Source organism: Rhodococcus sp. 24CO, from assembly GCF_050586165.1.
Classification (GTDB): Bacteria; Actinomycetota; Actinomycetes; order Mycobacteriales; family Mycobacteriaceae; genus Rhodococcus_F.
The window spans coordinates 52092-63949 of sequence record NZ_JAZFNF010000011.1; the positions used below are offsets into that span (position 1 = coordinate 52092).

Genomic DNA, 11858 nt, shown 5'->3' on the forward strand with positions numbered 1-11858 from the left:
GGTCAAACGTTCAGTTGACGCTCCGGCGGATTCCGCCACGACACCGCTGCGTAGTGTGTTCGCAGAATTCGACAACGGGGGGCAACACAGATGAAGGTCGTAGTTTTCGGGGCAACAGGAATGGTGGGCAACAGCGTTCTGCGCGAGTGCCTGACGGATTCGCGAATCGACACGGTAGTGACCGTCGGCCGCAATCCGATCACGATCGGCGACGCAAAAATAGTCGACATCGTTCATCGCGATCTGCTTGATCTCACGAGCATCGAGGGAGACCTCACCGGCGCCGATGCGTGCTTCTTCTGCCTCGGCGCCTCGTCCGCCGGAATGAACGAAACCGACTACACCCGCATCACCCGTGACCTCACGCTCGCTGCCGCGACGACACTCGCGCGGCTGAATCCGCAAATGGTGTTCGTCTACGTTTCCGGTGAGAGTGCCGACTCCACCGAGACAAGCACCACCATGTGGAAGCGAGTACGTGGCGCGACCGAGAACGCACTGCTGGCACTACCTCTGACCGTCTACATCTTCCGGCCGGGGTTTATCCGCCCCCGCCCCGGATCGCCGTCGAAGACATGGTGGTACAAGGCGTTCTATCAAGTTTCAGCGGGACTGTACCCACTGTTGCGGATTGTGCTGCCAGGAAGCGTGACAACAAGTGAGAACATCGGCACGGCCATGATCACCCTCGCCTCGAACGCCCCTGATCTGCCCGATCGGGTCCTGCGCAGCAACAAGATCAACGAACTCGCGCAGCTCTGACTCTCCTACCTCGGTAGACGCGGCCTCGCGCAACCAATTCCACGGCAACAGCTACCGCGCAAGTTTGTGCCAACAGCAACCCAGCCAGCACAAGAATCTGCACGGCTCCGGCCTGCACAGCGGATCCCGTCGCAAGCAGAACGCCGACAAACGCTCCGGGCAGAGTCACGAGGCCGACGGTTCGCGTCTGGTCGACTCCTGGCAGCAAGGCGTCGGCGGCGGCCGTTCTCGCCACCTCCCAGCGGGCGTCGCGCTGCGAAAAACCGAGGCTGAGGGCAGCTTCGACCTCACCGTATCGGGAGTCGATGGCGTCGAGTCCACGTTTAGCGGCCATCGATGTCGCGGTCATAGCGCCGCCCATCACGATCCCGCCGATCGGCACGATCGCAACCCCTTCCAAGGGAACCACCCCTGAAATGAGCATGAGTGGGAGCACAACGGCGATGCCCGCGAGCAGAGCGACACTCAACCAAACGCCGGAGCGGCCGGACTTCGATCTACGCGCAGCCGTGAACGACGCTGCCGCGAACATCCCGATCAGCACGAGTACCGCCGACCACAGGTGAGCGAGAGCAGCAGCCAGGATCAAGGAAATCGCGGCCAATTGGATGGCGCCACGTACCAGCGCACCTGGGACGACACGAACACTGCCGATGCGAGTGAAGCGATAGACGAGCGCCGCCAACACCGCCATCACCAGACAGAGCAGCCCGAGACGGATACCGGAGTCGGCTATCGACATGCTCATGACTCAAGTGTTCCGCACGCGGCGTCTGGTTCGGTCAGAACACCCATCCGCGGAGGGCGACAAAGCGCAGGCCTCCGACGAGTGCGCTGACTCCGATCACGAGCCCAGCTTGTACAACGCCAGTTGCGCCGGGGAACAGGAAACCCAGTGCGCTGATGGCAGCCGAACTGGCGAGCAGTCCGACAAGGGCCAGTCCGCCGCCTTCCCACTGCGCGGTGAACCAGTGGACGCGGTCAGCGGCGTGGAACGTGAGCCGCCGATGAAGTTCGTTGGCAAGAATGGTGCTGAGCACCGCGCCCACGGCGTTGGCGACAAGGACTCCGTCGCCATGCAGGGCCAGGAACGCGGCGAAGTACAGGATATTACTGATGCCGCCGACAAGAGCGAATCGGATGAGCTGGATAAACGCACCGTCACCGGAGAGAGCCCGCAGTGCGCGGCCTGAGAAGCCGATATTCCGCGTACCCATCATCGAGGTCGTTTTACTCCCGACCCAGATGTCAGACGTGCTCATAAAAGGCTTCTCTCGTGAAGTTAATCGGAACCATTCGTTCCGCTTAGCAATATAGCACTAGCGGAATCACTTGTTCCGCTTAGTGTCGTAGACTGTGAGGATGCCGACAAGTCACCCCGATGCACTAGCGGGATCGTCGGACATTTGCGGACAGCCACGTCTGCGCGCCGACGCCCAAGCGAACCTCGAACGCATCCTCTGCTCCGCGCGTGAAGTCTTCGGAGCCCAGGGCCTCGACGCCACGCTCGCGGATGTCGCGCGTCACGCGGGCGTCGGAGTCGGCACCGTCTACCGACGATTCGCCAGCAAGGACGAATTGATCCAGGCCTTGTTCGACTCCCGCTGCGCGGAAATCGAATCCCTTGCGACAACGTCACTCGAGATTCCGGGCGCCTGGGACGGGCTGGTCCACTACCTCGAAGCGATCTCGCGCCGCATGGCAGACAGTCGCGGATTCGGCGACATTCTGATGGACGCCCGTTTCACATCCGACGCGTTCACCCGTGCCCGTGCCAGCATCACACGCAGTACCGCCGCCCTCGTCAACCGCGCGAAGGATGAAGGCACCTTGCGCGCCGACTTCGAAATCAGCGATGTTCCACTACTCATACAGACCATCAAGCTGTCACAGAATTTCACCGGCGACGATGCTCCGGAGGCATACCGACGCGTTCTCGGTTTCATCATCGACGGCTTGCGCGCATCGCGGACAACCCCCCGTGAACTTCCGGTGCCGGCCCTCACCACCGAACAACTCGACCACGTCTTGCATCGCTACGGACGCGGACCGGACGGCCCCTGCTGAGCCGAAACGTCAGGGCCGCCGCCTGCTGACCAGTTCATTTCGGCAGCGGCCCCGACTGTTATCTCAGTGCACCAGAACCGGTTCACCCTCGGGTGCCGTCGGGAGTAGTCCACTCCGAACAACCAATGCCGTCAGCACAGCGCCGACTGCAAAAATGGCCGCAGCCCAGTAGAACGTCGTGGTGTAACTTTCGACGGCGGCCTGCGCCTGCGTGATGGGATTGATCTCACGACCGACGAGGTAATTCGTAGAGGCGGATGCCGCGATGGTGCTCAGTAGTGCCGTCCCGATGGAACCGCCCACCTGTTGCATCGTGTTGACCGTTGCCGACGCAACTCCTGCATCCTCGTAGCGCACGCCCGAGGTTGCGCCCTGCATCGACGGCGCGAAGATACTGCCCATACCGAGGCCGGTGACGACCAGTCCGGGCAGAATGTGGACGGCGTAGGTGCTGTCCACCGAAATCTGCGCCAGAATCGTCATTCCGATTGCGGCGATGACCATTCCGCTGGTGATCAGGATGCGAGGACCGAATCTCGGCAGAAGTACTGCCGTGGACAGCGTTGCCGCCGTGACGATTCCGAACACCATGGGCATGAAGGCCAGACCGGTCACGATCGGCGTGTATCCGAGGATCAACTGCATGTAGTACGTCAAGAACAAGAAGACCGCGAACATGCCTGCGCCGGAAAGGAAGATAGCCAAGTACGAGCCGGCCCGGATTCGATCGGTGACCACTCGCAGCGGGAGCAGCGGATGGTCGGACTTGGTCTGCCAGTAGATGAAGGCGGCCATGAATACGACGCCCGCGGTCAGCCACGCAATGGTGGTACCGGCACCCCAACCGTTCGATTCGGCCTTCGAGAATCCGAAGACGATGCTGAAGAGGCTGACCGACACCAGAACAGTTCCGGGGATATCGAGTTTCGGCCTGACTCCGGTAGTGACGTGGGGCGCAAACAGCAGCACCGCTCCGACCAACGCGATTGCCGCGAAGAACAGGTTCACATACAGGCACCAGCGCCAGTCCACCCATTCGGTGAGCGCACCGCCGAGGAGCAATCCGATAGCGCCGCCGCCGCCGGCCACTGCGCCGAAGATGCCGAAGGCCTTTGCGCGTTCCGCCGGATCGGTGAAGGTCACCGACAGTAGTGACAGTGCCGCCGGAGCAAGTAGCGCACCGAAAACACCCTGGCCGGCGCGCGCGGCCACGAGCATCTCGAAATTGACCGCCGCGCCGCCGATTGCCGAGGTAACCGCAAATCCGATCAGTCCGACGATAAAGGTGCGCCTGCGGCCGAACAGGTCGCTCAACCGGCCACCGAGCAGCAGCAAGCTGCCGAAGGCCAAGGCATATGCGGTGATGATCCACTGACGATCGGAATCACCGAATTCCAATGAGCGCTGCGCTGCCGGCAGCGCGATGTTGACGATGGTGGCGTCCAAGACCACCATGAGCTGCGCAATTCCCAGAACCGCGAGAATCAGCCACCGTTTTGCGTGGTTGTCCCCCGAAGGCGCTGGGGACTTGTCGATTTCAGTCCACTCAGCAGTTTCTGACATGTTCCCTCGCCCGAGCTATGCGGAGATGGCTTCTCCGGTTAGCAAAAACGGTACACCCAAATGGAGATCATGTCTCCACTTGGCGCGTAAACTGGACATCATGAGCACCGCAATGGAGCGCCCTCTTCGCGCCGACGCCGCCCGCAACCGGCGATTGATCATCGACGCCGCGCGTGAGTTGTACGCAGAAGAAGGCATCGACGTCACACTCGACGACGTCGCTCGCCGAGCCGGCGTCGGCGTCGGCACGGTGTACCGACGGTTCGCAAACAAAGAAGAATTGATCGACGGCGTCTTCCAGCAGAACTTCGCCGACATGGCCGCTGCCACCGAGGCGTCACTCGCCAATCCGGACCCCTGGGACGCATTGGTGACATTTGCCGAATTCGCTTGTGGCCGAATGTCTGTCAACCGTGGACTCAAAGATGTCCTCAACGGAACAGACGAGGGATGCGAGCAGGTCGCGAACCAGCGATCCATCATCGAACCTGCCGTCGAAGAGATCTTTCGGCGAGCCCGCGACGCCGGAATGCTGCGCGCCGATGCAGTAGCCACCGATCTCTTCGGACTTATCTACATGGTGGGAGCGGTCACCGAGTTCGCCCAACCCGTCAACCCGACGGTATGGCGCCGGTACCTGTCGGTGATGCTCGACGGACTCCGCGCCGAGGGCAAACACCGAGACCCCCTCCCCTTGCCGCCCCTGACGCCGGACGAGCTGCATCAGGCAAAGCTGATTATGAAGTCACGCAAACGCTGAACAGCGCGCTCAGATCGCCTCGCGCGGAATGAAAATCCACATCACGAGGTAGATCAGAAACTGCGGTCCGGGCAGCAAGCACGACAGCACGAACAGCAACCGAACAGTCGACGCCTTCCACCCGAAGTAGCGTGCAATGCCGGCACACACACCGCCGAACATTGCACCCGAACGTGCGCGAGTGAGCTTGCGGGTCTTCATCGATGACGTCATGAATCGGCCTTTCGGTAAGTGTCGCGGCGACTTCCGCGTTGTCATCAACTCTCCGCCGAGCTGCCGCGCCGCGCATCAGGCGTAGGACCCATCTTTCCGGCCACGGTTCATCCTCAGGTATCAGCGCTACCCCGAGCGACAATCAGGGTTGACCCCGACAGAAACAGACCCCAAAACTGACACCTGTTCTAGTATTGCCGAATGGATGTGAGTTACGAGGGGACCAAGAGAGAAATCGCTACCGACAAAGGGGTATTGCGTTATCACGAGGCGGGCGACGGTCCACCCCTGATTCTGTTGCACGGATCCGGAATCGGAGTCAGTGGATGGCGAAACTACCGCGGCAATCTTGCCACCTTCGCGCAGCACTTCCATTGTTACGTACTGGAATTCCCCGGCTTCGGTATCAGCGATCCCGTCGACGGGCATCCGGTCGTCACCGCAGGTTCCGCCGTCACCCGCTTCATGGACGCATTGGGCATCGAATCCGCTGCGATGATCGGCAACTCGATGGGCGGTGTCGTCGGATCCAACGTGGCGATGCGGAACCCCGAGCGAGTGAAGAAACTGGTCACGATCGGCGGTGTGGGCCCCAACATTTTCAGCCAGAACCCGAGCGAGGGCACTCGACTGCTTCAGGAATTTGCCGACGGCCCCACTCGCGAGAGATTGATTCGCTGGCTTCGCTGCATGGTGCATAACCCCAGCATCATTACCGAAGAACGCATCGAGGAACGCTGGGAGAGCGCCAAGGATCCGGAATCCCACAAGAGCCTTGCAGCGATGTACGGGTCCAAAGCCTTTGCCGCGCAGCAGAAAATGACGACCGAGTCGAATCGGCCACCGTACTGGTCCATGATGCACAATGTGCAATGCCCGACATTGCTGACCTGGGGCCTCGACGACCGTCAGTGCCCGCCCGACATGCCGATGATCCCCTTGCGACTCATACCGAACGCCGAATTGCATATCTTCCCCAACTGCGGGCACTGGGTCATGGTGGAAGCGAAGGAAGCTTTCGAACGAGTCACGCTCGAGTTTCTCCTTCGATGAGCACTACGGCGTCGTTTGGGTTTCGAGCCGCTTTGTCAGGATATGCGCCTGCTCGAGGAGGAGCTTTCCCAGTTCGGGGATCCGGTCCGGCCGGAATCGAGTCTCGACTCCCGTCAAGCTCAGAGCCCACGCCGGCCGTCCCCGTCGGTCGAAGACAGCGGCGCCCATTCCCCAACTCCCCTCGACGAGGAGAGCCGGATTGACCGCGTAGCCAGCGGCGCGGGTCAGGCTGATTCGGCGGCGAACGGCTTCCTCACTGTGGTCGTCTCCCCACTCCATGGTGAGGTCTTTGCGCGCGAAATAACTGTCGACCTCACTGGCAGGTGAGTGACTCAGGATCACCAGACCGGCCGACGCGACGCCTAGTGGAAATCGTTTCCCTTCATAGAGCACGTGGGATCTCAGAGGAAAGCTGCCCTCCTGCCTCACGACACACACTGTTTCGTCGCCGCGACGTGCGGACAAAAAAGCACTCTCCCCCGTCAATCGGGCCAGATCCTCGAGAACATCGCGCGCGGAGTCGGTGATGTCGTATCGACTGCCCGCAGCGGTACCCAGGAGATACAACTCGGGCCCCAGAGACCAACGCCCACTCTTCGCGTCGCGGTCCACCAGCCCCTCCTCCGCGAGCGACGTGAGCAGTCGGTGAGCCGTCGGACGAGCGAGATCGGCGGCCTTGCTCAGCTCGGTGGTCGACGCGCCGCCCGGTTCCGACGCTGCGACCGCCCGCAATACGGCTGCCACTCGAGCCACCATGTGCGGCGCCTGCTCTCTCGATGCCATGCGGTCATTCTATCGTTCACTGAGTGAACGTATTTTCCGGAATTGCTCGTCTACCGACCAGTTTCTGCAATCTGTCACGAGAACATTGATTGCCAGAGCAGCGCATAGTTGAATTCACCCAGAGAAAATCAATGCGTTCATCAGATGAACGCAGGATGGGGAGATGACGATGGCAACGAAGGTGTACCAGTCCGCGACCGATGCGGTCGCCGACATCACCGACGCCGCGACCTTGGCCGTCGGCGGATTCGGACTGTGCGGAATCCCTGACGCCTTGATCGAAGCGATCGCCGCAACCAGCGCACGGGAACTCGAAGTGTTCTCAAACAACTGCGGCGTTGACGATCACGGACTCGGAATCCTGCTGTCTGCCGGCCGAATTCGGCGCGTGACGGCGTCGTACGTCGGCGAGAACAAGGAATTCGCGCGTCAGTATCTAGGTGGTGAACTAGAAGTGGAACTGACACCACAGGGAACATTGGCCGAACGCCTGCGCGCCGGCGGAACCGGAATCCCGGCGTTCTTCACTCCGGCAGGTGTCGGTAGCCCCATCTCCGACGGCGGCATGCCCTGGCGATACAACACCGACGGCTCCATCGCAATTGCGTCCCCACCCAAGGAAACTCGCACCTTCGGAACCAAGCGATACGTGATGGAAGAAGCAATCACGGCCGATTACGCCCTGGTGCACGCGGTCATGGGTGACACCGAGGGCAACCTCGTCTTCGACAAGACTGCGATGAACTTCAACCCACTCGCCGCTATGGCGGGGCGAATCACCATCGCCCAGGTGGAGCGGCTTGTCGAGCCTGGCGAGATCGACCCAGCCTCGGTTCATCTTCCCGGGGTTTTTGTCCAGCGCGTCGTCCATACCGGGCCCCAGAACAAACGAATCGAAAAGCGAACCGTCAGCGCGTCCGAAGGAGCAACACGATGACCGCATCAGCCACAGTGACCGGTTGGACCCGCAACGACATGGCGGCCCGTGCCGCTGCCGAGATGATCGACGGCGAATACGTGAACCTCGGAATCGGTCTCCCCACTTTGATCCCCGGGTACCTCGGCTCGGACGTTCGGGTAGTTCTTCACTCGGAGAACGGAATCCTGGGCACCGGCCCTTACCCCACCGAGGACAACGTCGACCCGGATCTCATCAACGCGGGCAAGGAAACCGTCACCGTCAATCCCGGTGCGGCATACTTCGATTCCGCTCTTTCCTTCGGCATGATCCGCGGCGGCCACATCGACACCGCAGTTCTCGGTGGCATGCAGGTCTCGAAGACCGGTGACCTCGCCAACTGGATGGTCCCCGGCAAAATGGTCAAGGGCATGGGCGGCGCGATGGATCTTGTCCATGGCGCTCGCCGTGTCATCGTCGTCATGGAACACACCGATCGCGACGGCAACCCCAAGATTGTCGACGCATGCACCCTGCCGCTGACCGGCCAAGGCGTCGTGGATCGCATCATCACGAACCTCGCGGTCATCGACGTCACCGACGGCGGCACACTGACCATGCGTGAATTGGCCCCCGGCATCACTGTCGATGACGTTGTCCGCGCCACCGGCACCGAATTGAAAGTAGACCTGACATGACCAGTTCTGTGATTGTTGCCGGAGCCCGTACCCCGATGGGTCGTTTGATGGGTTCGTTGAAGGACCTGTCCGGGTCCGATCTCGGCGCCGTCGCCATCAAGGGCGCCCTCGATAAGGCCGGTGTCGCCCCCGAGCAGGTCGAGTACGTCATCATGGGTCAGGTGCTCACCGCCGGAGCCGGCCAGATGCCCGCCCGCCAAGCTGCCGTCGCCGCGGGCATCCCGATGAGCGTTCCCGCCCTGAGCATCAACAAGGTGTGCCTCTCCGGTGTCGACGCCATCGCCCTGGCGGATCAGCTGATCCGCGCCGGCGAATTCGACGTCGTCGTCGCCGGCGGTCAGGAATCGATGTCCCGCGCACCGCACATGCTCGAAAAAAGCCGCGAAGGGTTCAAGTACGGCGACGTCACGATGCGGGACCACATGGCCTACGACGGCCTGCACGACATCTTCACCGATCAGGCGATGGGACTGCTCACCGAGCAGGTCAATCAACAGGACGACACCCACATCACCCGCGCGGAGCAGGACGCCTTTGCCGCGGCCTCGCACCAGAACGCGGCCCGCGCCTGGAAAGACGGCCTCTTCGACAACGAGGTCGTCCCCGTCTCGATCCCGCAGCGCAAGGGCGATCCGATCGTCTTCGCGCAGGACGAGGGCATCCGCGCCGACACCACCGTCGAATCGCTCGGTAAGTTGCGTCCGGCGTTCAGCAAGGACGGCACCATCACCGCCGGCTCCGCCTCACCGATCTCCGACGGCGCCGCCGCCGTGGTCGTGATGAGCAAAGCCAAAGCCGAAGAACTCGGCCTGGACTGGATCGCGGAGATCGGTGCCCACGGTGTGGTCGCGGGACCCGATTCGACCCTGCAGTCCCAGCCGGCGCGGGCCATCGCGAAGGCCTGCGCGAAGGAAGGCATCACGCCCGCCGATCTCGATCTCGTCGAGATCAACGAGGCATTCGCGGCCGTCGGTATCGCCTCCACGCGGGAGCTCGGCCTCGATCCGGCGAAGGTCAACGTCAACGGCGGCGCCATCGCCGTCGGGCACCCCCTCGGGATGTCCGGGGCTCGCATCGCACTGCACCTGGCACTCGAGTTGGCTCGCCGCGGCGGCGGCATCGGCGCGGCCGCACTGTGCGGCGGCGGTGGACAGGGCGACGCACTGATCGTCCGCGTACCGAAGGCCTAGAGGCCAGACGACGGTTCAGCGCGGATACAGTCGCCGCAGATGCCTGGGAACGACAAAGGGATTCCAGGTATCTGCGGCCTGCGCGAGCCGATCGGCCACGGCCCACAGCGCCGAAGGATTGTGCGTCAGTCCCATGTGACTGCCATGTACCGCAACACTTTCCGAACGATCCGACGGGAAGTCGCGGCACACCTGCCACGGAACCACACCGTCCCGCTTGGAGTAGAGCGCGGTTGCCGGAACGGGTATCGGGTGACCGAGTTCCCATTCGATACCGTTGACGGGTGGGAGAATCGCATGGTTGCCGGACATACGTGAGTACAGCGCACCGACACGCGTCTGCTGCAGGTTGCTCAGTCCGAATGGACTTCCCAGAGTGATCACTTGGCGCACGGCGTGCGGGAGATCCCGCGCCAGTTGGCGGGCATAGATACCGCCCAGGCTCCACCCGATCACGGACACCGGGTTGTCATAGCGATCCGCCAGACCTGCGAGGACCCCAGGCAGACCGTCGACAACCTGGGGCGTCGGCCCGGTATTGATGCCGAGGTTCCAGCCGTGGACTCGATACCCGAGAAACCGCAAGTACGCGCGCATCGCCATCGTCGACGTGTCGGACGCCAACAGTCCCGGCAGGACCAGAACCGGGTGTCCGTCACCTCGCGGTGAACGGAGCAACCACGGTGCTGCGAGCACCAGCGACGCAATGTCAGCGAGTCCTCGCGGCGGTTCGGTGAGGCACATCGCCAACGACGGCCGGCCGGGCAGAAGCGCGGGACAGGTTTCGGGAAGCTCGGAGCCTCCGAGGTCTACTACAGAGAGGTCTACTACAGACGTATCCGCCGCGAGAGACACCTGGGCTCCTTGTCGGCCGGTGTCCGGGCGGTTCGCCCCACCTAGCTGGAGGGACGGTTCCATGGGCTGTGTTTTCAACCCACGGAGCCTTGTCCGTGATCGCCACCGGTAGCGAACCTGGACCGATACTGCGCACCAGTTTCCGACGTGCAAAACTCGATGTGATCCAGAACACTATTGCGGCGTACGTTGCAACTACGTTGCGGACTTGTCGCGAAGGTGAGGAAGGAGCAGCTGATGTCGTTCACAGACCAGGAAATCGACTACATGGCGTCGCAACCTCTTGCGAGAGTTGCCACGGTGGACCCAGACGGCCAACCGGACGTCGTGCCGTTGGCCTTCGAATACGACGGCACTCATCTATGGGTTGGTGGGGTCGGCGAGGCCGTCGTCCATACCCGAAAATTCCGCAACATCCGCTCAGGGCACCACGAGATTGCACTGGTCATCGACGACATGCCGTCATTCGACCCATTCATCGCGCGCGGCATCAGGATCTACGGCATTGCCGAACCGCCGATCGACAGAGTGGGAATGGTCGGCCCCGGCATCTACTCACGCATCACGCCGACAGTCTCGTGGAGTTGGAACTTGGCGGGAGAACCGACAGGTGACACCTGGTACGAATCTCACAAGACTGTTCACACGCAATAGGTCAGTTCGAGCAACTCTCGGGTGGCAGGTTTTCGGCGGCCCAGGTCGTCAGTTCACTCAACGCGGGGAGCAAGGCCTGGCCTGACGCCGTGAGTTGATACTCCACAGCGATGGGCGGACCGGCGTCGACGGTCCGTGTGACCAGGCCGGCACCAGCCAGTTCGGTCAATCGGTCCGAGAGCACGGAGTCGCTGATCTTGCCGACTGCACGCTTGAGTTCGGCAAATCCCGCCGGACCACCGAGGAGCGTCGCCAGGATCACACCGTTCCATCGTTTGCCGAGAAAGCTGAAAGCGCGAGCCAACGCCGCGTCACAGACGCGGGGTTGGTGCTCGGCTTCACTCTTCCCAGGCATTGCTTCA

At 62.2% G+C, this 11858-nt stretch carries 15 protein-coding genes; 8 read left to right on the plus strand and 7 right to left on the minus strand.

Features of this window, described 5'->3' with window-relative positions:
* Positions 1 to 90: 90 nt before the first annotated feature.
* Positions 91 to 762 (plus strand): NAD(P)H-binding protein, encoded by a 672-nt coding sequence (locus tag V2B23_RS25515; protein WP_430952858.1) that lies wholly within the window; start codon positions 91 to 93, stop codon positions 760 to 762.
* Here V2B23_RS25515 and V2B23_RS25520 read toward each other — a convergent pair.
* Both V2B23_RS25520 and V2B23_RS25525 read right to left on the minus strand, forming a co-directional pair.
* Positions 740 to 1510: an ABC transporter permease gene (locus V2B23_RS25520; RefSeq protein WP_430952859.1), complete on the minus strand. Its 771-nt coding sequence runs from the start codon at positions 1508 to 1510 to the stop codon at positions 740 to 742. The two genes, V2B23_RS25515 and V2B23_RS25520, sit on opposite strands and share 23 nt — an antisense overlap.
* 34 nt (positions 1511 to 1544) lie before the next feature.
* Positions 1545 to 1982 (minus strand): GtrA family protein, encoded by a 438-nt coding sequence (locus tag V2B23_RS25525; protein WP_045066699.1) that lies wholly within the window; start codon positions 1980 to 1982, stop codon positions 1545 to 1547.
* Positions 1983 to 2124: 142 nt separating this feature from the next.
* On the opposite strand from V2B23_RS25525, the gene V2B23_RS25530 reads away from it, so the two are divergent.
* A complete protein-coding gene (locus V2B23_RS25530; protein ID WP_430952860.1) occupies positions 2125 to 2829 on the plus strand; it encodes a TetR/AcrR family transcriptional regulator in 705 nt (234 codons plus the stop codon).
* A gap of 63 nt (positions 2830 to 2892) precedes the next feature.
* On the opposite strand, the gene V2B23_RS25535 is transcribed toward V2B23_RS25530, so the two are convergent.
* Positions 2893 to 4392, minus strand: a complete 1500-nt coding sequence (locus V2B23_RS25535; RefSeq protein ID WP_430952861.1) for an MFS transporter — start codon at positions 4390 to 4392, stop codon at positions 2893 to 2895.
* A 100-nt stretch (positions 4393 to 4492) separates the two neighbouring features.
* Here V2B23_RS25535 and V2B23_RS25540 point away from each other — a divergent pair, with 100 nt between their 5' ends.
* Positions 4493 to 5152: a TetR/AcrR family transcriptional regulator gene (locus V2B23_RS25540; protein ID WP_430952862.1), complete on the plus strand. Its 660-nt coding sequence runs from the start codon at positions 4493 to 4495 to the stop codon at positions 5150 to 5152.
* Positions 5153 to 5161: 9 nt separating this feature from the next.
* On the opposite strand, the gene V2B23_RS25545 is transcribed toward V2B23_RS25540, so the two are convergent.
* Positions 5162 to 5365, minus strand: a complete 204-nt coding sequence (locus tag V2B23_RS25545; RefSeq protein WP_033237019.1) for a PspC domain-containing protein — start codon at positions 5363 to 5365, stop codon at positions 5162 to 5164.
* Between the two features lie 201 nt (positions 5366 to 5566).
* Here V2B23_RS25545 and V2B23_RS25550 point away from each other — a divergent pair, with 201 nt between their 5' ends.
* The gene (locus V2B23_RS25550; RefSeq protein WP_430952863.1) at positions 5567 to 6418 is read left to right on the plus strand and encodes an alpha/beta fold hydrolase; all 852 of its coding nucleotides are present in this window, start codon (positions 5567 to 5569) and stop codon (positions 6416 to 6418) included.
* 3 nt (positions 6419 to 6421) lie between these two features.
* On the opposite strand, the gene V2B23_RS25555 is transcribed toward V2B23_RS25550, so the two are convergent.
* On the minus strand, positions 6422 to 7201 hold the full coding sequence (locus tag V2B23_RS25555; protein ID WP_430952864.1) for an IclR family transcriptional regulator: 780 nt from the start codon (positions 7199 to 7201) through the stop codon (positions 6422 to 6424).
* 169 nt (positions 7202 to 7370) lie between these two features.
* Between V2B23_RS25555 and V2B23_RS25560 the strand changes: the two genes are divergently transcribed.
* The 3 genes from V2B23_RS25560 to V2B23_RS25570 are packed head-to-tail and all read left to right on the plus strand — an operon-like array spanning position 7371 to position 9987.
* The gene (locus V2B23_RS25560) at positions 7371 to 8138 is read left to right on the plus strand and encodes a CoA transferase subunit A (RefSeq protein WP_430952865.1); all 768 of its coding nucleotides are present in this window, start codon (positions 7371 to 7373) and stop codon (positions 8136 to 8138) included.
* The gene (locus tag V2B23_RS25565) at positions 8135 to 8797 is read left to right on the plus strand and encodes a 3-oxoacid CoA-transferase subunit B (RefSeq protein WP_430952866.1); all 663 of its coding nucleotides are present in this window, start codon (positions 8135 to 8137) and stop codon (positions 8795 to 8797) included. Before V2B23_RS25560 ends, V2B23_RS25565 begins: the two co-directional genes overlap by 4 nt.
* Entirely contained in the window at positions 8794 to 9987 is a 1194-nt protein-coding gene (locus V2B23_RS25570) for an acetyl-CoA C-acetyltransferase (RefSeq protein WP_430952867.1), read from the plus strand. Before V2B23_RS25565 ends, V2B23_RS25570 begins: the two co-directional genes overlap by 4 nt.
* A 15-nt stretch (positions 9988 to 10002) precedes the next feature.
* Here V2B23_RS25570 and V2B23_RS25575 read toward each other — a convergent pair whose 3' ends face one another.
* The gene (locus V2B23_RS25575; RefSeq protein ID WP_430952952.1) at positions 10003 to 10731 is read right to left on the minus strand and encodes an esterase/lipase family protein; all 729 of its coding nucleotides are present in this window, start codon (positions 10729 to 10731) and stop codon (positions 10003 to 10005) included.
* Between the two features lie 348 nt (positions 10732 to 11079).
* On the opposite strand from V2B23_RS25575, the gene V2B23_RS25580 reads away from it, so the two are divergent.
* Positions 11080 to 11496: a PPOX class F420-dependent oxidoreductase gene (locus tag V2B23_RS25580; RefSeq protein ID WP_430952868.1), complete on the plus strand. Its 417-nt coding sequence runs from the start codon at positions 11080 to 11082 to the stop codon at positions 11494 to 11496.
* A 1-nt stretch (position 11497) separates the two neighbouring features.
* On the opposite strand, the gene V2B23_RS25585 is transcribed toward V2B23_RS25580, so the two are convergent.
* Complete coding sequence (locus tag V2B23_RS25585; RefSeq protein ID WP_430952869.1) at positions 11498 to 11851, minus strand: winged helix-turn-helix transcriptional regulator; 354 nt, start codon at positions 11849 to 11851, stop codon at positions 11498 to 11500.
* Positions 11852 to 11858 lie beyond the last annotated feature (7 nt).

Bases quoted from the DNA above. Each gene is read 5' to 3' on its own strand.
- V2B23_RS25515 (WP_430952858.1), top strand. From the start codon at position 91: ATGAAGGTCGTAGTTTTCGGGGCAACAGGAATGGTGGGCAACAGCGTT.
- V2B23_RS25520 (WP_430952859.1), bottom strand. From the start codon at position 1,510: ATGAGCATGTCGATAGCCGACTCCGGTATCCGTCTCGGGCTGCTCTGT.
- V2B23_RS25525 (WP_045066699.1), bottom strand. From the start codon at position 1,982: ATGATGGGTACGCGGAATATCGGCTTCTCAGGCCGCGCACTGCGGGCT.
- V2B23_RS25530 (WP_430952860.1), top strand. From the start codon at position 2,125: ATGCCGACAAGTCACCCCGATGCACTAGCGGGATCGTCGGACATTTGC.
- V2B23_RS25535 (WP_430952861.1), bottom strand. From the start codon at position 4,392: ATGTCAGAAACTGCTGAGTGGACTGAAATCGACAAGTCCCCAGCGCCT.
- V2B23_RS25540 (WP_430952862.1), top strand. From the start codon at position 4,493: ATGAGCACCGCAATGGAGCGCCCTCTTCGCGCCGACGCCGCCCGCAAC.
- V2B23_RS25545 (WP_033237019.1), bottom strand. From the start codon at position 5,365: ATGACGTCATCGATGAAGACCCGCAAGCTCACTCGCGCACGTTCGGGT.
- V2B23_RS25550 (WP_430952863.1), top strand. From the start codon at position 5,567: ATGGATGTGAGTTACGAGGGGACCAAGAGAGAAATCGCTACCGACAAA.
- V2B23_RS25555 (WP_430952864.1), bottom strand. From the start codon at position 7,201: ATGGCATCGAGAGAGCAGGCGCCGCACATGGTGGCTCGAGTGGCAGCC.
- V2B23_RS25560 (WP_430952865.1), top strand. From the start codon at position 7,371: ATGGCAACGAAGGTGTACCAGTCCGCGACCGATGCGGTCGCCGACATC.
- V2B23_RS25565 (WP_430952866.1), top strand. From the start codon at position 8,135: ATGACCGCATCAGCCACAGTGACCGGTTGGACCCGCAACGACATGGCG.
- V2B23_RS25570 (WP_430952867.1), top strand. From the start codon at position 8,794: ATGACCAGTTCTGTGATTGTTGCCGGAGCCCGTACCCCGATGGGTCGT.
- V2B23_RS25575 (WP_430952952.1), bottom strand. From the start codon at position 10,731: ATGTGCCTCACCGAACCGCCGCGAGGACTCGCTGACATTGCGTCGCTG.
- V2B23_RS25580 (WP_430952868.1), top strand. From the start codon at position 11,080: ATGTCGTTCACAGACCAGGAAATCGACTACATGGCGTCGCAACCTCTT.
- V2B23_RS25585 (WP_430952869.1), bottom strand. From the start codon at position 11,851: ATGCCTGGGAAGAGTGAAGCCGAGCACCAACCCCGCGTCTGTGACGCG.